Raw genomic sequence first — 18110 nt, forward strand, 5'->3', positions numbered from 1 at the left:
CTACATCATACCAATGCGTCCGCTCAGTTCAGCGTGCGCACGTCCGTCAGCTTACCGGTCAGGGCGGCAGCGGCGGCCATCTCGGGGCTGACCAGATGGGTGCGGCCGCCGGGGCCCTGGCGGCCCTCGAAGTTGCGGTTGGAGGTGGAGGCGCAGCGCTCACCCGGCTTCAGCTTGTCGTCGTTCATGGCCAGGCACATGGAGCAGCCGGGCTCCCGCCAGTCGAAGCCGGCGGCGACGAACACCTTGTCCAGGCCCTCGGACTCGGCTTGTTCCTTCACCAGGCCGGAACCCGGGACCACCATGGCGTAGATGCCGTCCTTCACATGGCGGCCTTCCACCACCTTGGCGGCGGCGCGCAGGTCCTCGATGCGGCTGTTGGTGCAGCTGCCGATGAAGACCTTGTCCACGGGGATGGCGTCCAGCGGGGTGCCGGCCTCCAGCCCCATGTACTTCAGCGCGCGTTCCATGGCGGCGCGGCGGTGCTCATCCGCCTCGTCGGCGGGGTTGGGCACGGTGGCGGTGATGGGCAGCACGTCCTGCGGGCTGGTGCCCCAGGTGACCATGGGGGCGATGTCCTCGGCCTTCAGCACGACCTCGCGGTCGTACACCGCGCCGTCGTCCGAGGGCAGGCTCTTCCACCAGTTGACGGCCTGTTCCCAGGTCGCGGCCTTGGGCGCCTGCGGGCGGCCCTTCAGATACTCGAACGTGGTCTCGTCCGGGGCGATCAGGCCGGCGCGGGCGCCCGCCTCGATGGCCATGTTGCAGACCGTCATGCGGCCTTCCATGCTGAGGCCGCGGATGACGGAGCCGGCGAACTCGATGACATGGCCGGTGCCGCCGGCGGTGCCGATCTTGCCGATGATGGCCAGCACCACGTCCTTGGCGGTCACGCCCACGGGCAGTTCGCCATCCACGCTGATGCGCATGTTCTTCGACGGCTTCAGCAGCAGGGTCTGCGTGGCCAGCACGTGTTCCACGTCCGACGTGCCGATGCCGAAGGCCAGGGCGCCGAACGCACCGTGGGTGGCGGTGTGGCTGTCGCCGCAGACGATGGTCATGCCCGGTTGGGTCAGTCCCTGCTCCGGCCCCACGACGTGGACGATGCCCTGGCGGATGTCGGACATGTCGTAGTAGTCGACGCCGAATTCCTTGGTGTTGGTGGCCAGCTGCTCCACCTGGATGCGGCTTTCCTCGTTCTTGATGCCGGCCAGGCGGTCATGGCTGGTGGGAACGTTGTGGTCGGCAACGGCCAGGGTGGCGGACGGGCGGCGCACCTTGCGGCCGGCCATGCGCAGACCTTCGAAGGCCTGCGGGCTGGTCACCTCATGCACGAGGTGGAGATCGATGTAGAGCACGCAGGTGCCGTCTTCCTGGCGGTGGACGACGTGGCTGTCCCAGATCTTGTCATAGAGGGTGCGCGGCTTGCCCATGGATCTTCACTCTGATGCGGACCGACATTTCCGAAACACGAAAACCCGTGCGACGGGTCTTTTTGTTTCACGGAGGCGCAGAATAACGACCGGTCCTGTCGCGGACAAGGGGCGGCTCGCGCTGTGGCCGCATAGGGCCTATGTCCCGTCCCTTCCAGGGCCCCTCCTTTTTCGGAGCGAAGCGACTAGGACGCGACCGCGTCCGCCGGAGTTTTGCGGGGAACGCAGTGGACTGCAAAACGAGGACAAGCCAAGGCGCGAATGCGCCGCCGGCGTCTGAGGCAACAAAAAAGCCCCGCTGTCAGGCGGGGCTTTTTTAAGATCAAGCGCTCAGCGGCTCGCGCTCGTCTTCGGCCTGGGCATCGCCCTCGCCGTCGTCGGCCGTATCACCGCCCTCGGCGTCATCGTAGCCCGGCTGGGGCTGGTAGCCCCGGGGCTCGCCGCCGCGCTGGCGCTGTTCGGACTCGTTGATCTGCGTGATGATGCGGAAATAGTGCTCCGCATGCTGCAGATAGTTTTCCGCCGCCACCCGGTCGCCGGACGACTGGGCGTCGCGGGCCAGGGCCAGGTACTTCTCATGCACCTGGAAGGCGTTGCCGCGGATGCGCACATCCGGGCCGTTGCTGTCAAAGGTCTGATGGCGCAGGGGCACGTTCTGGCGGCGGTTATTGCCGCCACCGTTGTTGCCACCGCCATTGCCGCCGCCGTTGCCGCCGGCATTGCCACCGTTGTTACCGCCGCGTCCACGCGAACGCCTGGAGTTCGGTCCCTGTCTCATCCGACTGCTGCTCTAGCCCCGTTGGAGTTCGATGCATGCCGTGCCAAGGGGGCGGACATCATCATCCGCGCCACCGCATCCGATCCCGGAATCCACACCGTAACCCGGAAGGAAACCGGATCGACCATGCTGGGCAAACTGGCATGCCGTGGTGATCATCATTGGCCCATGAACGCTAGCCCGGCCCCTATAACGGTGTCCCCCGTTTCGAACCTGGCGCGTCGCCCCTTCGGCCTTCACCACGCAAAATGACCCTAAACGCTGAATCCCGCTAATCCAACATTTTTTTTGGCGATGCGGCCCTGCGCGGCTGGCGCAAGTGGTCAGGAGCCTTGGTCTTTTGGGGAATCAGCTGCGCTGCCGGGCGGCGACCACCCGGTCATGGCCGGCCAGATCGTCCACCCGCTCCAGCACCTCAAGGCCTGCGGCGGCGAACAGGGCCGCCACGTCGGCCCCCTGGCCGGCGCCATGTTCCACCGCCAGCAGGCCGCCGGGCAGCAGCAGGCCATGGGCCGCCACGGCCAGGTGACGGTACGGGTCCAGTCCATCGGCACCGCCATCCAGCGCGCGCATGGGATCGAAGGTCCGCACCTCCGGCTCCAGGCCGGCGATGTCGGCGGCCGGGATATAGGGCGGGTTGGAAACGATGGCGTCGAAGGGGGCTCCGCCGCCCAGGGCGTCCGTCCAGCTGCCCACCAGGAAGGCGCTGCGGCTGGCGAATCCCAGGGCCTTCGCGTTGGCAGCGGCGGCCCGGGCGGCACCGGGGGCGATATCCACGCCCACGCCCCAGGCGCCCGGCAGCTCGGATAGCAGCGCCAGCAGGATGCAGCCGCTGCCCGTGCCCAGATCCAGCAGACGCCGGGGGCGTTGGCCGTCGGGCAGGTGGCGCAACGCGGTTTCCACCAGGGTCTCGGTATCGGGCCGGGGGTCCAGCGTGTCCGGCGCCAGGCGGAACTCCAGGCTCCAGAACTCTCGCTTGCCCAGGATGCGCGACACCGGTTCCCGTGCCGCCCGGCGATCGACCAGGGCGGCCAGGGCGGCCTGGGCATCGGCCGGCACCGGCCGGTCGCCGTCCAGCAGCAGGGCGGTGCGCGACCAACCCAGCGCGTCCTCCGCCAGCAGGCGCACGTCCAGGCGGGGGCTGGCGCAGCCGGCGGCGGCCAGGCGTTCCTCGGCCGCTTTCAATACATCACGGAGGAGACGGGGCCCGCTCACTGCAGTTCGGCCAGGCGCTCCGCCTCGTCCTGGGCGATCAGCGCCTCCACCACCTCGTCCAGGGCCTCACCCGCCATGACCTTGTCGATCTTGTAGAGCGTCAGGTTGATGCGGTGGTCGGTCACCCGGCCTTGGGGGAAGTTGTAGGTGCGGATGCGCTCGGAGCGGTCGCCGCTGCCCACCTGGCTCTTGCGGTTGGCCGCGCGTTCCGCGTCCAGGGCGCTGCGCTGCAGGTCATACAGGCGGGACCGCAGCACGCGCAGGGCCTTGGCCTTGTTCTTGTGTTGCGACTTCTCATCCTGCTGGCTGACCACCAGGCCGGTGGGCAGGTGGGTGATGCGCACGGCGCTGTCGGTGGTGTTGACCGACTGCCCACCGGGGCCCGACGAGCGGAACACGTCGATGCGCAGGTCTTTCTCGTCGATCTGGATGTCCACTTCCTCCGCCTCGGGCAACACGGCCACGGTGGCGGCGGAGGTGTGGATGCGGCCTTGAGTCTCGGTCGCCGGCACGCGCTGCACCCGGTGCACGCCCGATTCGAATTTCAGCCGGCGGAACACACCCCGCCCGGAAATGCTGGCGATGGCTTCCTTGTAGCCGCCCAGGCCGGTCTCCGAGATCTCGATGACCTCGAAGCGCCAGCCCTGGATGGCGGCGTAGCGGCGGTACATGTCGAACAGGTTAGCGGCGAACAGGGCCGCCTCATCGCCGCCGGTGCCGGCGCGCACCTCCAGCATGGCGTTCTTGTCGTCGGCCGCATCCTTGGGCAGCAGGGCCAGCATGACCTGGCGCTCCAGTCCGGGCAGCGCCTTCTCCGCCTGGATCAGCTCATCCTGCGCCAGCTCCCGCATCTCGGGATCGGCTTCCGCCTCCGCCATGCGGGCCAGCTCGGCCAGGTCGGACCGGGCGCGGCGCAGTTCCGCGATGGACTCCGCCACCGGCGTCAGCTCCGCGAATTCCTTGCTCATGCGGGTGTAGGCATCGGCCGCCAGCGTGCCCGTCGCCAGGGCGTCGCGCAGCTCATCATGCCGGGCCGACAGCTTGGCCAGCGTGTCCCCGAACCGTTCTTCCAATGTGGTGGTCATATCTTATCCGTCATCCCGTATCCGGGCTGACTAAAGCCCTCAAGCGCCGGGCGGCGGCATCCGCCGCCTTGGCTTGTCCTCACTTTCCAGTCCGCTGACGCTCCCCGGAAAGTTCCGGCGGCCGCAGTCGCGGCCAAGCGGCATGAGTCCGGGACTCATGCCGCGGGCCTTCGTATCACTCCGCCGCAGCGGCGGCTTCCTCGGCGGCCTGGGCGGCCTTGATCTCCTCGGCCTTCTTTTCCACCAGCGACACCAGGTGGTCGACGATGCTCTCGTCCTTCAGGCGGTGGGCCGGCTGGCCCGCCAGGAACACCTGGTGCACGCCCTTGCCGCCACCGGTGAAGCCGATGTCGGTCATGGTGGCCTCGCCCGGGCCGTTCACCACGCAGCCGATGACCGAGACGGTCATGGGGGTGGTGATGTGGGCCAGCCGCTCCTCCAGCACCTCGACCGTCTTGATGACGTCGAACTGCTGGCGGGCGCAGGACGGGCAGGAGATGACGGTGACGCCGCGGCGGCGCAGGCCCAGCGACTTCAGCATCTCGAAGCCGACCTTGACCTCCTCCTCCGGGGGGGCGGACAGCGACACGCGGATGGTGTCGCCGATGCCCGACCACAGCAGCATGCCCAGGCCGATGGAGGACTTCACGGTGCCGGCGCGCAGGCCGCCGGCCTCGGTGATGCCGATGTGCAGGGGATAGTCGCAGGCCTCGGCCAAGCCCTGGTAGGCGGCCACGGCCAGGAACACGTCCGAGGCCTTCACCGAAATCTTGAACTCCCGGAAGTCATGGTCTTCCAGGATCTTGGCGTGGGTCAGGGCGCTTTCCACCAGGGCTTCGGGGCAAGGCTCGCCATAGCGCTCCAGCAACTCGCGCTCCAGCGAGCCGGCGTTGACGCCGATCCGCATGGCGCAGCCGTGGTCCTTGGCGGCCTGCACCACCTCGCGCACCCGGTCGGCGGAACCGATGTTGCCGGGGTTGATGCGCAGGCAGGCGGCACCCGCCTCGGCGGCCTCGATGGCGCGCTTATAGTGGAAGTGGATGTCGGCCACGATGGGCACGTGCACCGCCTTCACGATCTCCTTCAGCGCCGCCGTCGATTCCTCGTCGGGGCAGGAGACGCGGACCATGTCGGCGCCGGCCTCTTCTGCCCGCAACACCTGCTCGATCGTCGCCTTGGCGTCGGCGGTCAGGGTGTTGGTCATGGTCTGGACGGAGATCGGCGCGTCGCCACCGACCAGGACGTTGCCGACACGAATCTGACGGGAGGTCCGGCGCAGGATCTGGCGATACGCACGATGGGAGGTGGACATGGGAACTGGCCTCATGGGGGAATTTGATCGGTAAAGTGCTGCCGGAAGGCCCCGGGATCAAGAGGCCATCGCACAAGGCTTCACCGCGCCGTGTGCGGGACGGCGCGGTGCGTAATGGTTAAGCGGCCGACACGGTTGGCCTATTTGCCGCCGACGGCCCGATCCCCCGCGGGCTTGTCCAGCGTGACCAGCATGATGTCGTTGCTGTGCATGGGCAGGGTGGTGGCATAGCGGCCATCGGCCCCCACGGTCACGGTCTTGTCCGCCTCCGGCAGGTCGCGCGTCAGGTCGGTCAGCTTGGCCTGCTGCTCCGCCGACAGGGTCTTGGGCGCGCCCATGTCGATGTAGGCGGAATAGGCGTCGTTGGCGCGGAAGCCGGTGCGGTGCACGGCCAGGCGGTATGTGCCCGGCTTCAGGCCCCGGAACGACACCTTGACCGATGGGGCGGCCTTGTTGGGGACGATCTTGCTGTAGAAGGACCGGTTGCTGACCGGCTGGTGCGGTTGCTGGAAATCCCACACCAGGGCGGCGGCCTTGCCCTCTGTCGCGGACGCCATCGCCTGGCCGTCCGTCACCGGCACCGCCTGGCCTTGCAGGGCGTGCAGGTACTTGTACGCGAAATAGGCCGGCTTGCGGATGCCCTCGCGGTTCATCAGGCCGAAGCCGCCCTCGAACGGGGCGGTGGGCGGGCCGGGTTCCTCGAACAGGTCGCTGTAGGTCCAGTAGCTCATGCCCTGGACCATGCCCTGGCTGGCCTTCAGCTTGGCCAGGATATAAGGCGCGCTGATGTAGCTGTCGTGCACCAGGTCACGCGGGGTGTAGCTGGTGCTCCACTCCGTGAAATAGAGCGGCAGGGTGGGGAAGCGGGAGGCGGCGATCTGCTGGCGCACCTTGCGCACGTCGCCCACGATGGCGTCGGGGGAGGGCGACAGCTTGGTGTCGGCCTTGCCCGCCTCATCCAGGAAACCGCCGTCCACGCCATAGGTGTGGGTGGTGACGAAGTCCACGGGCGCGCCGCTCTTGGCCACATGGTCCAGGAATTCCGGCACCCAGGCGGCGCCGGCCGTGGCGGGGCCGCCCACGCGCAGTTCCGGGTCGATGGCCTTCATGGTGTTGGCCGTCAGGTCGTACAGCGCGAAATACGCCTGCTGGTCGCCGCCTTCCCAGAAGCCCGACAGGTTGGGCTCGTTCCACACCTCGAAGAACCAGCTGCGCACCTCGGCCTGGCCATAGCGCGCCTCGATGTGCTGGACGAAGGCGGTGATCAGGTCGCGCCAGGCGTTGGGCCGGGGGTGGGAGGTGTTGCCCTCCCAATAGAAAATCTTGTTCTCCGACGTCGCCATGGCCTTGGGCGTGAAGCCCAGTTCGACGAAGGGCTTCAGCCCGCGCGCCTTCAGGTCGTCGTACAGCTGGTCGATCTTGCTCCAGTCATAGGTGACCGTGCCGTTCTCGACCTTCACCGTGCCCAGCACGTCGTGGAAGATGGCGTGGAAGCGGATGTAGCGGAAGCCCAGCTCATCCTGCGTCGTCTTCAACTGCGCCATGCTGTCCGGCCGCATCAGGGTGCCCGGAAAATCGGACCCGACGGACAGGTCGTAGAAGCGGTCCAGCGGCTGGGTCGCCTTGGCCACGTCCACCTCGACCTGGCGGATGCGGCCCTCGGCCCGGGCCGACTGGGTGGCCAGGCCCACGGCCAGGGCCACGCAGGCGGAAAGACAAGCGGCGACGGCCGCCTTGCTGCGAAACAGGGAAGCCATCAGTGAGTCACCCGAGCCTGTAAATCATCCGGTTGCAGGGGATAGCTGCGCACCACCTGGCCCTTGGCGCCCAGGGCGGCCAGGTCCTTGCCGTCCAGGCTGACGACCACACCACCGGCGTTGCCGGTTTCCAGGGTCAGGCCAGGCACGTCGGGAGCGCGGAAGCTGTCGCCCGGGTGCAGCACGCGGGACGCCCACAGCGTGCCCTTGGCGTCGCGCACCTGGATCCAGCTTTCGTCCGTGGCGCGCACCACTACGCGGGCGGGGCCGGTCTGGCCGAAGACGCGGCCCTTGGCGGGGGCCGGCACCGCCCCCGGGGCGGTGGTGTCGGGGCGCATGCTGGCGTCGGCCGGGGCGGCGTCCGGATCGGCCGCGGCGGTCTTGGGCTGGCCCAGGTCGGGCATCTGCGGCGCCTCGTCATCCGGCGCCTCGGATGCGACCGGTGCCGAGGTCGTTTGCTGGGGCGCGGCCGACTGTGGCGCCGTCGCGGTCTTGCCCGGTGCGGCGGGCGGCGCGGCGGTCCCCTGGCCTGCGGGAGCGTTGGTCGCCGGCGCCTGCGGGGCAGCCGGGGCGTTGGCGGGGGCCGCGGGCACGGGGCCGGGCATGGCGTCGGGCAGCGGCGCAGTAGCGTCGGGGGCGGCCCCCACCTCCGGCGCCGTGGGCTGCGCCTGGTTCAGCAGGGCCTGCACGGCGGGGGCCGGCAGCACGTTGGCCGGCGGCGGGGAGGAGGCATCGCTGTTGCCCGTCAGGTGGGCCAGCCGCTCCGGCAGCTTGGGCACCAGGTCCAGGGCACTGCGGTCGGCGGAGGAATAGAGGTACCATCCGCCATAAAGGGCCGCGGCCAGCACCACGGCGCCAACAATCAGCGCGCCGCTGGGCACGCGGTTCTCGCTGACCGGGATGGGCAGGTACAGTTCCGCCGGGCGGACGTGGCCCGCCGTTTCATCCTTGAAGCGGTTCAGCAGGTCGCCCGAATCGATGCCCAGCAGATCGGCATAGCTGCGCAGGAAGCCCAGGATGTAGGCCTGGCCCGGCAGGTCGCCATAGCGGCCGTCCTCGATGGCTTCCAGATAGGGGCGGCGGATGCGCAGCACGTTGGCCACGCCCGTCAGGTCATAGCCCAGTTCCTCGCGCCGCATGCGCAGGATGTCGCCCACGGTTTCGCGCGGCGCCTGCGGTTCGGCGGCGCGGCCAGCGTCGATCATGTCCCGATAACGGTCGCGGCGTTCAGTCATGACGGCTGTCCCAGCACAGAATGGTGCACGAATTATCCCAACCGCCGGTTCGTTTATTGCGCCGACGACGATGTCGCGGGAGTCTTATCAAGGGCTTCGCGGTACCGCAACCATGCTGCCGTCAGAATTCATTAGATTGGCTACAGCCGAACGCCATGGTCGCGCGCGAAGGCCAGCAGGTGCTGGCGCAAGCTGCGGTCGGGGCGTCCCAGCAGGCTGTCCAGGAACCGCTGCAGCACGTCCACATTGACCGAGCGGATCATGGTCTTGATCTCGCCGAAGGCGCCCGGACTCATCGACAGGGTGCGGAAGCCGCAGCCCAGCAGGGCCATGGCGTCCAGGGGCCGGCTTGCCATCTCGCCGCACAGCGACAATTGCACCCCGGCCTCATCACACCGCCGCACCAGCATGCGCAGCACCGACAGCATGGCCGGCGACAGCAGGTCATAGCGGTTGTTCAGCATGGGATTGCCGCGGTCGCTGGCGAACAGGTACTGCAGCAGGTCGTTGGATCCCACGGACATGAAGTCGATGTGGGGCAGCAGCGCGTCCAGCTGGAACAGCAGGGCCGGCACCTCCATCATCACGCCCACCTTCAGGTCGCGGGGCGGGGCCACGCCGCCCTGCTCCAGCCGGCGCAGTTCCAGATCCAGCACGCGGCGGGCGCGAAGGAACTCCGACACCTCGGCCACCATGGGGAACATCAGCCTCAGGTCGCGACCCGAGGCGGCCCACAGCAATGCCCGCAACTGCTTGCGCAGCATGGCGGGGCGATCCAGGCCGATGCGGATGGCGCGCCAGCCCAGGGCCGGGTTCTCCTCGCCCAGGTCGGGGAAGTAGGGCAGGGTCTTGTCGCCGCCCACGTCCAGGGTGCGGAAGGTGACGGGCTTGTCCCTCGCCTCGTCCAGCACCTTGGCGTAGGTCTCCTTCTGCACGGCGGTGTCGGGATAGGTATGCCGCACCATGAAGGGAATTTCGGTGCGGTACAGACCGATGCCGTCGGCGCCGGTGGCGTGCAGGTGGGGCAGGTCGATCAACAGGCCAGCGTTCAGCATCAGGCGCACGGCCACGCCGTCGCGCGTCACCGACTCCAGCTCGCGGGCGGCGGCGAACTCGCGTTTGCGCTCCTCCCCCACCTCAATGCTTTTCAGGAAGGCCTCGGTGATGTCCTCCGCCGGGCGCACGAACACCTGGCCGTGATCGCCATCGACAATGACGAAGTCCAGCGGGTCGATGCGGTTCAGCACGCCGGTGCACTGCCCCACCACGGGAATGTCCAGGGCGCGGGCCACGATGGCCACGTGGCTGTAGGCCGCCCCCTCCTCCAGCACCAGGCCGCGCAGGCGGGTGCTGTCATAGTCCAGCAGCTCGGCGGGACCCAGGTTGCGGGCCACCAGAACGAACGCGTCGGGCAAGGTGCCGCCGTCCGCCTTGTCCTGGCGGCCGGCCAGATGCTGCAGCAGGCGGTTGGTGATGTCGTCCAGATCCAGCTGGCGTTCGCGGATGTAGCTGTCGGTCACCGACGCCATGCGGGCGCGGTTGTCGTTCTGCACCTGCTGCACCGCCGCCTCCGCCGTCAGGCCGGTGCGGATGGCCTCGCGGATGCGAGACAGCCAGCCACGGTCGGTGGCGAACATGCGATAGGTTTCGATGATCTCGTGATGCTCGCCGCCGGTTTCGCCCGACAGGATCAGCAGGCGGTCGATGGCGGAGTGCATGCTGTCCACCGCCTCGCGCAGGCGGCGCAGCTCCAGCTCCGGATCATCGGCCACCATCTGGCGGATGGTCAGCTGCGGCCGGTGCAGCACGGCCATGGCCATGGCGATGCCCCGGTTCAGGCTGACCCCGTCCAGGCGCGAGGGCAGCAGCACCAGGTCGTTGGCCACCTGCAGTTCGCGATTGTCGACCAACTCGCCCGTGGCCACCAGCTCGGCCACCACCATGGCGATGGTCTCCAGCGTCTCCACATCCTGCTCGTCGTAGGCGCGGCGGGCGATGTGCTGGATGGCCAGCACGCCGCGCACGCGGCCGCCGCGCAGGATGGGCACGCCCATGAAGCTGTCGAACGGATCCTCGCCCGTTTCCGGACGATAGGCGAAATTGGGGTGGCTGGGCGCGTTGGCCAGGGCCACCGGCCGGGCGTGGGCGGCGATGTCGCCCACCAGGCCCTCGCCCACCCGCAGCCTTGTCTTGTGCACGGCGTCCAGGTTCAGGCCGATGGTGGCGAACAGTTCCAGCACCTCGCCCGCCCGCATGACGTAGCAGGAACAGACGTCCGCCCCCATTTCGGCAGCGATCAGCATGACGATCTTGTCCAGGCGCGACTGGGCGGTGCCCCCGGCGGCCATGACATCGCGCAGCCGAGCCAGCAGGCGCCGAGCCCCGCCCGCCGCGTCGGCGGACCGGCGGCGTTCGGTAGCGGTACCGGTGGTAATGGTACCGGTTTCCGGAACCTCAAGCCCCGGGTCGATAAGGGTGGGGGGAGTTCCGGAATGCGGTGCCACTAGCCTGCCGCTCCCGCCAGCGCCAGCGCTGGTCCCGCTTTCTTCGCCCCTGTGTCCTTGGCATGGCCGTACCGGCCGGCCAGGGCGTCCTCCGCCTGGGCCACCAGCTCGGCCAGGATCTCGGCCGTCGGCTGCTCGCGCGTCACCATGCCCACCGACTGCCCGGCCATCAGGCTTCCGTTTTCCACGTCGCCGTCGATGACGGCGCGGCGCAGGGCGCCGGCCCAGAAATGCTCGATCTCCAGCTGGGCGTCCTTCTGCTCCACCTCGCCGCGGTTGAAACGCTCCACCACCTCGCGCTGGAAATCCATGAAGCGGCGGGTGCCCTCGTTCTGCAGGGCGCGGACCGGGATGACCGGGAAGCGGCTGTCCAGCTGGGCGGACGGCATGGCGTCGCGCGCGCTGGCGCGGATGAAGGCGCGCTTGAAATTGGGATGGGCGCGGGATTCGGTGGCGCAGACGAAGCGGGTGCCCAGCTGCACACCGGCGGCTCCCAGCTCCAGGTAGGCCACGATGGCCTCGCCCCGGCCGATGCCGCCGGCCACGAACACCGGCACGTCCCGGATCTCCGGCAGGATCTCCTGCGCCAGGACCGAGGTGGCGACGGGCCCGATATGGCCGCCGGCCTCCATGCCCTCGATCACCAGGGCGTCCACGCCCATGCGCACCAGCTTCTTGGCCAGGACCAGCGCCGGCGCGAAGCACACGACCTTGGCGCCCCCGTCCTTCAGCTGCTTGATCACCGGCGCGGGGGGCAGGCCGCCGGCCAGGACGACATGGTGCACGCCGTGGTCCAGGCAAACGGCGGCCAGCGTGTCCAGCTGCGGGTGCATGGTGATGAGATTGACGCCGAAGGGCTTCGCCGTCAGCGCCCGGGTGGCGTCGATCTCCTGGGCCAGCATCTCGGGCGTCATAGCGCCGCAGGCCAGCACGCCGAAGCCGCCGCCGTTGGAAATGGCGGCCACCAAGCCGGCGTCCGACACCCAGGTCATCGCGCCGCCCATGACGGCCAGCTCCGTGCCCAGGAAATCGCGCCCACGGGTCCACAGCGCGTCCAACTTGTCGCGAGCGGTTCCAATCGTGGTGGTGGTCGACATCAAAAACGCTTCCTTTTGGCGGAAAAAATGCGTCACCCGCGCCCGTGATGGGGCAGCCGGTGCCCCGCAGGCGGGGAACGACGCCGATCCCTAACCTAAAACAACCCCTGAAAACAACAATGCCCCGGGGGACGCTCTTCCAGTCCCCCGGGGCAGAGTGTCGCTCAGATGCTTATGCCTGGTCCAGGCCGTAAGCGGTGTGCAGGGCGCGCAACGCCAGTTCGGTGTACTCCTCGGCGATCAGGACGCTGACCTTGATCTCGCTGGTGGAGATGACCTGGATGTTGATGCCGCGGTCGGCCAGAGCCTTGAACATGCGCTGGGCCACGCCGGCGTGGCTGCGCATGCCGACGCCGATGACCGAGACCTTGACCACGTTGCTGTCGGCAATCAGGCGGCGGAACTTCAGGTCGTCCTTGGCGCCCTCCAGCACCTGCACGGTGCGGTCCAGGTCGGCCTTGGTGACGGTGAAGGTCATGTCGGTGGTGGTGCCGTCTTCCGACACGTTCTGCACGATCATGTCGACGTTGATGGCGGCGTCGGTGAGCGGGCCGAAAATGGCCGCCGCCACGCCCGGCCGGTCTTCCACGCCCACCAGGGTCACCTTCGCCTCATCCCGGCTGTAGGCGATGCCGCTGACCAGTTCCTGTTCCACGATTTCGTCCTCATCAACGACAAGAGTTCCCGGCAACGCGCTGCCGGCCGCTTCCTCGAAGGTCGACAGCACCTGGACACGCACCCGGTGCTTCATCGCCATTTCCACCGACCGGGTCTGCAGGACCTTGGCGCCCAGGGACGCCATCTCCAGCATTTCCTCGTACGTGATGCGGCCCAGCTTGCGGGCCTTGGTCACGATGCGCGGGTCGGTGGTGTAGACGCCATCCACGTCGGTGTAAATATCGCAGCGCTCGGCCTGGACCGCCGCCGCCAGGGCCACGGCCGAGGTGTCGGAACCGCCGCGGCCCAGGGTGGCGATGCGCCCATCCTTGGACACGCCTTGGAAGCCCGCCACCACGGCCACCTCGCCGGTGGACATGCGGGCCACCAGGTCGCCGGACTCGATGCGCTCGATGCGGGCCTTGCCATGCACGTCGTCGGTGATCAGGGGGATCTGCCAGCCCTGCCACGACCGGGCCGGGATGCCGATCTCCTGCAGGGCGATGGCCAGCAGGCCGCTGGTCACCTGCTCGCCCGAAGCGACCACGGCGTCGTACTCGCGCTCGTCCGCCAGGCGGCTGACCTGTTTCACATAGTCCACCAGCTGGTTGGTCACGCCCGACATGGCGGAGACGACCACCGCCACCTCATGGCCGGCGTCGACCTCCTGTTTCACTTTGCGGGCGACATTCTTGATCCGGTCGATGGTGCCGACCGATGTCCCGCCGAACTTCAAAACGAGGCGTGCCATAACCCGTGTCTGCCTTGTGAGAGGCCGGCAGGCGCCAGCCGGTGGATGCAAGGGGCTTCCGGGCGCGAGGCTTTCCGGAAAGCGCGCTATCCTTACCCTGTCGGGCGCGTCCAGGCAATAAATGGGCAATAAAAGGTCAGGGTTGCGTAAACCGGGCGACAGAGCATTTCTATTTCGTGGTCATGACCCCCCTTGAACGCCGGCCGCCGGCATCCGCCGACTGGGGCTTGTCCTTGCCTTCCAGTCCGCCGACGCTCCCCAAAACGTTCGGACGGACGCGGTCGCGTCCCAAGGTTTTCCGGCGATCCCAATAGGGTGCAGCCATACGGCCAGCGGTGTTGAGTTGGGTCTGGCGGCGGCCCATAATCCCGCGCGTTCCGTTCAAGGGTGCCTATGATGAGCCAGACCGCCACGACCACCGTCGATCCCGGGGAAATCCAGCGCTTTTCCGCCATCGCCGCCGAATGGTGGGACGAGGCGGGCAAGTTCCGGCCACTGCACAAGCTGAACCCGGTGCGCCTGGAATATTTGCGCGACCGCATCTGCGCGCATTTTGGCCGTGATCCGCTGGCGCCCCAGCCGCTGCGGGGCCTGCGCCTGGTGGATATCGGCTGCGGCGGCGGCCTGCTGTCGGAACCGCTGGCCCGCATGGGGGCCGACGTGGTGGGCATCGACGCCGCCGAGCGCAACGTGAAGACCGCCGCCACCCACGCGATGGAGACGGCCACCGCCGTCGATTACCGCCACACCACGGCGGAGGCGTTGGTGGCCGCTGGCGAGAAATTCGATGCGGTGCTGTCGCTGGAGGTGGTGGAGCACGTGGCCGACGTACCGCTGTTCCTGGACAGCCTGGCCGCTCTGATGAAGCCTGAGGGCCTGCTGGTCATGGCCACGCTGAACCGCACGCCCAAATCCTATCTGATGGCCATCATCGGCGCGGAATACGTCCTGCGCTGGCTGCCGCGCGGCACCCACGACTGGCGCAAGTTCCTGAAGCCGTCGGAACTGGCCGCCGGCCTGCGCGCCACCGGCCTGACGGTGCGCGAGGTCATGGGCCTCGTCTACAGCCCCTTCAACGACACCTTCCGCCTGGACGCCCGCGACCTGGACGTCAACTACCTGCTCTGGGCCAGCCGCTGAGGCAACCAGCGGCAAAATAGGCAACACGGCCCAAGCGGCGGCATGGCCACAGGCCGCCGTAGCCCGCGACCGCGGGCGCCGGAGCGAGCACCGAAGGGCGCAGCGAGGACAGCCAAAGGCCCGGACGGGCCTGCCGGCGCTTGAGGAAAACGAACTAAGCCGCGTTGCTGGCTTCCGTGTGCGTCAGCAGGGCGTAGATGGCGTCGGCGGTGTCGGCGCCGCGCAGCTTCTCGCAGAACAGCGGGTTGCGCAGCATGCGCGAGACCAGGGCCAGGGCCTTCAGGTGATCGGCACCAGCCGATTCCGGGGCCAGCAGCAGGCAGATCAGGTCCACCGGCTGTTCATCGATGGAGTCGAAATCCACCGGCCGTTCCAGACGGGCGAACAGGGCGCAGACCTTGGGCAAGGTGGGCAGCTTGCCGTGGGGGATGGCGATGCCCCGGCCCACGCCGGTGGTGCCCAGGCGCTCCCGCTCCAACAGTACGTCGAAGATGGCCCGCTCATGCTGGCCGGTCAGGTCGGCGGCCCGTTTGGCGAGTTCCTGCAGCACCTGCTTTTTGGAGGAGGCCTTGAGATTGGCGACAATGCCGTCCGGCCTCAAAAGCTCGACCATCGGCGTCAACAAAAACTGGGACGGCATTGCCACCACACTCGCTTACACGGGCATTTCGCTTGAAGTTTTATAGGGCGGAAAGGTTTATCAAACTTTTCCGCCCAACCCCCGGTTCCAAGCTTCGGCTATCCCCGCCCCGAGGTCAATGGGGCCAAGGCCGGCGGGGATAGCTCCGGAAGCCGTATCCTGATCAGCAGGTTCCGATCAGTGGGTGGCCGTGGGCTTGCCGTCGGAGGGGTCGACCCAGCCGACGTTCCCGTCGGGCCGGCGATAGACCATGTTCAGATGGCCATGCGCGCGGTTGCGGAACAGCAGGGCCGGCAGATCCGCCAGGTCCATGCGCATCACCGCCTCGCTGACCGTCAGCATGTCGATGTTGGTCTGCATCTCGGCGATGATCATGGGGTGGTGGTCGGCACCGTTGCCGTTCACCGCGTGCCCGTTGTGGCTGCCGGCCCCTTGACCGCCTTCATCGGCCTCGTCGTCGTGGGCGTCGGCGTTGATGATGTATTTGCGGGCCGGCACGGCGGCCTCGGCCTCGCCGTGCACGCGCTGGTGATGGTCGCGCAACCGGCGCTTATAGCGTCGCAGGCGCTTGGCGACGCGCTCCGCCGCCTCATCGAAGGCGGGATAGGGTTCCGTGGCTTCGGCATAGGCTTGCAGAAGGATGCCGCGGCCGACGTGGGCCTGGATGTCCGCCTTGTACAGATGCGCTTCGCGCGACAGCACGACGGTCGCCTCAAGCGGACTGCTGAAATATTTCTCCACCAACCCAGTCAGTGTGGTCTCGACATGGGTGCGCAGGGACTCGCCAACGTCTAGCTGCTTGCCTTTGACGATTATATGCATGGCCTGTCCGTCTCGCTTGGTTGGAAGCCAGGAGTGGCGGCGGCGTGGTGCCTTGCCGTCGGCCTTTACAATAGCCCTCGGCCGGCCTTTTGCTGCTGGGAAGGCCAGCCGTCATGCGCCATCCATCGGGCGCATGGTTCAGATCCCAAGGGCCTTCTCCCGGCGACGCTGGACTGAGGAAGGGATCTTCATGGCTTCACGATACTTGGCGACCGTCCGCCGTGCAATGTCGATCCCCTCATCCCGAAGGATCTCGACCAGACGGTCATCCGAAAGGATCTCATCCGGCTTTTCCGCGTCGATCAGCACCTTGATGCGGTAACGCACCGCCTCGGCCGAGTGCGAGGCCTGGCCGTCCGCCCCGGAAATGGCTGATGTAAAAAAGTATTTCAGTTCGAACAGGCCGCGGGGCGTGGCCATGAACTTGTTGGTCGTCACGCGGCTGACGGTGGATTCGTGCATGCCGATCGCCTCCGCTATATCCCGAAGGATAAGGGGGCGCAGGAACTGCAGGCCGTGCAGGAAAAACGCGTCCTGCTGGCGCACGATCTCGGTCGCCACCTTCAGGATGGTGTTGGCCCGCTGGTGCAGCGACTTCACCAGCCAGCTGGCCGACTGGAACTGCTCGGTCAGATACTCCTTGTCCTGCTTGTTCCGGGCGGCCCCCTGGATGCGGGCGTAGTAGCGCTGGTTGACCAGCACACGGGGCAGGGTGTCGCTGTTCAGCTCCACCAGCCAGCCGCCGCCGGGCTGGGCGCGCATGACGATGTCCGGCACCACGGTCTGCACCGGCTCATGATCGAAGGCCAGGGCTGGTTTGGGGTTCAGCGCCTTGATCTCGCCGACCATGTCGGCCAGGTCCTCGGCATCCACCTGGCAGACCTTCAGCAGGGCCGGCACGTTGCGCGCGGCCAGCAGGGGCAGGTTGTCCAGCAGGGCCTGCATGCAGGGGTCCAGCCGGTCCAGCTCCCGCAGCTGCAGCGCCAGGCATTCCTTCAGCGAGCGGGCGAAAATGCCAACGGGGTCCAGGCGCTGCAACCGTTCCAGAACCGAAACGACCTGGGATTCGGTGCAGCCCAGCTGATCCCCGACCACGGCGATGTCGCCGGTGAAATAGCCGGCCTCGTCCAGGTAGTCCATCAGGGCGAAGGCCACCATCCGATCCAGCGGATCGGCGATGTCCATGGTGATCTGCTCGGTCAGATGGTCGCGCAGCGAGACGCTGCCGGACAGCGTCTGCTCGAACGAGTTTTCGTCATCCTCGAAGCTGCCGCCGCGTCCCGACCAGTTGCCGAAGGCCTCGCCGCCCTCGCCCATGGCGTCGGCCGCCATGTCGACCGCGCTGGAATTGGTCCAGACGTTCTCGAAGTCCGTGTCCAGCGGCGCGTCGCTGGAGGAGCCCATATGGTCGGAAGACGTGAGGTCGGCCGTGTCGCGCACGGGCAGGTCGTCGCCACGCGCGACCACCTCCTCCCGATCCACCCCATCGGGGGCCGGATCGCGATTACGGTCGCCATCATCGCGTTCCAGGAGCGGGTTCTGCTCCATCTCGCGATCGACGTAGTCGGCCAACTCCAGGTTAGACAGCTGCAACAGCTTGATCGCCTGTTGCAGCTGGGGAGTCATCACCAGCGCCTGGGTCTGCCGAAGATCAAGGCGTTGTTGAAGCGCCATCACCCGCCCG

General features: G+C 67.8%; 14 protein-coding genes. 1 reads left to right on the forward strand and 13 read right to left on the reverse strand.

Annotated elements, in window-relative coordinates:
• Positions 1-23: 23 nt before the first annotated feature.
• From leuC to FBZ88_RS19075, 10 genes are all read right to left on the reverse strand, one after another.
• A complete protein-coding gene (leuC, locus tag FBZ88_RS19030; protein ID WP_145618754.1) occupies positions 24-1433 on the reverse strand; it encodes a 3-isopropylmalate dehydratase large subunit in 1410 nt (469 codons plus the stop codon).
• A gap of 322 nt (positions 1434-1755) precedes the next feature.
• A complete protein-coding gene (locus tag FBZ88_RS19035; RefSeq protein ID WP_145610614.1) occupies positions 1756-2211 on the reverse strand; it encodes a DUF4167 domain-containing protein in 456 nt (151 codons plus the stop codon).
• Between the two features lie 348 nt (positions 2212-2559).
• Positions 2560-3396 carry a peptide chain release factor N(5)-glutamine methyltransferase gene (prmC, locus tag FBZ88_RS19040; RefSeq protein WP_145618755.1) on the reverse strand — a complete coding sequence of 279 codons (837 nt, stop codon included), beginning with the start codon at positions 3394-3396 and terminating at the stop codon, positions 2560-2562.
• 26 nt (positions 3397-3422) lie between these two features.
• Positions 3423-4511, reverse strand: a complete 1089-nt coding sequence (gene prfA / locus FBZ88_RS19045) for a peptide chain release factor 1 (protein ID WP_145618756.1) — start codon at positions 4509-4511, stop codon at positions 3423-3425.
• Positions 4512-4686: 175 nt separating this feature from the next.
• Positions 4687-5823, reverse strand: coding sequence for a flavodoxin-dependent (E)-4-hydroxy-3-methylbut-2-enyl-diphosphate synthase (gene ispG / locus FBZ88_RS19050; protein WP_088870635.1), 1137 nt, complete (start codon positions 5821-5823; stop codon positions 4687-4689).
• Between the two features lie 140 nt (positions 5824-5963).
• Positions 5964-7580: a GH39 family glycosyl hydrolase gene (locus tag FBZ88_RS19055; protein ID WP_186464484.1), complete on the reverse strand. Its 1617-nt coding sequence runs from the start codon at positions 7578-7580 to the stop codon at positions 5964-5966.
• Positions 7580-8815 carry a helix-turn-helix domain-containing protein gene (locus FBZ88_RS31385; RefSeq protein WP_145618757.1) on the reverse strand — a complete coding sequence of 412 codons (1236 nt, stop codon included), beginning with the start codon at positions 8813-8815 and terminating at the stop codon, positions 7580-7582. The genes FBZ88_RS19055 and FBZ88_RS31385 overlap by 1 nt, the downstream gene beginning before the upstream one ends.
• A gap of 140 nt (positions 8816-8955) precedes the next feature.
• Positions 8956-11163, reverse strand: coding sequence for a phosphoenolpyruvate--protein phosphotransferase (ptsP, locus tag FBZ88_RS19065; RefSeq protein ID WP_145618832.1), 2208 nt, complete (start codon positions 11161-11163; stop codon positions 8956-8958).
• A gap of 155 nt (positions 11164-11318) precedes the next feature.
• Complete coding sequence (locus FBZ88_RS19070) at positions 11319-12416, reverse strand: NAD(P)H-dependent flavin oxidoreductase (RefSeq protein WP_246138746.1); 1098 nt, start codon at positions 12414-12416, stop codon at positions 11319-11321.
• Positions 12417-12588: 172 nt separating this feature from the next.
• Positions 12589-13824 carry an aspartate kinase gene (locus tag FBZ88_RS19075; RefSeq protein WP_145618758.1) on the reverse strand — a complete coding sequence of 412 codons (1236 nt, stop codon included), beginning with the start codon at positions 13822-13824 and terminating at the stop codon, positions 12589-12591.
• A gap of 396 nt (positions 13825-14220) precedes the next feature.
• Between FBZ88_RS19075 and ubiG the strand changes: the two genes are divergently transcribed.
• The gene (gene ubiG, locus FBZ88_RS19080; protein WP_145618834.1) at positions 14221-14964 is read left to right on the forward strand and encodes a bifunctional 2-polyprenyl-6-hydroxyphenol methylase/3-demethylubiquinol 3-O-methyltransferase UbiG; all 744 of its coding nucleotides are present in this window, start codon (positions 14221-14223) and stop codon (positions 14962-14964) included.
• Positions 14965-15118: 154 nt separating this feature from the next.
• Here the strand turns inward: ubiG and ptsN are convergent, their stop codons facing one another.
• The 3 genes from ptsN to rpoN all read right to left on the reverse strand — a co-directional run bounded on the left by ptsN (position 15119) and on the right by rpoN (position 18100).
• On the reverse strand, positions 15119-15577 hold the full coding sequence (gene ptsN / locus FBZ88_RS19085) for a PTS IIA-like nitrogen regulatory protein PtsN (protein WP_088870640.1): 459 nt from the start codon (positions 15575-15577) through the stop codon (positions 15119-15121).
• Between the two features lie 204 nt (positions 15578-15781).
• Positions 15782-16426 carry a ribosome hibernation-promoting factor, HPF/YfiA family gene (gene hpf / locus FBZ88_RS19090; protein ID WP_088870641.1) on the reverse strand — a complete coding sequence of 215 codons (645 nt, stop codon included), beginning with the start codon at positions 16424-16426 and terminating at the stop codon, positions 15782-15784.
• A gap of 138 nt (positions 16427-16564) precedes the next feature.
• Positions 16565-18100, reverse strand: a complete 1536-nt coding sequence (rpoN, locus tag FBZ88_RS19095) for an RNA polymerase factor sigma-54 (RefSeq protein ID WP_145618759.1) — start codon at positions 18098-18100, stop codon at positions 16565-16567.
• Positions 18101-18110 lie beyond the last annotated feature (10 nt).

The organism is Nitrospirillum bahiense, assembly GCF_007828025.1.
Classification (GTDB): Bacteria; Pseudomonadota; Alphaproteobacteria; order Azospirillales; family Azospirillaceae; genus Nitrospirillum; species Nitrospirillum amazonense.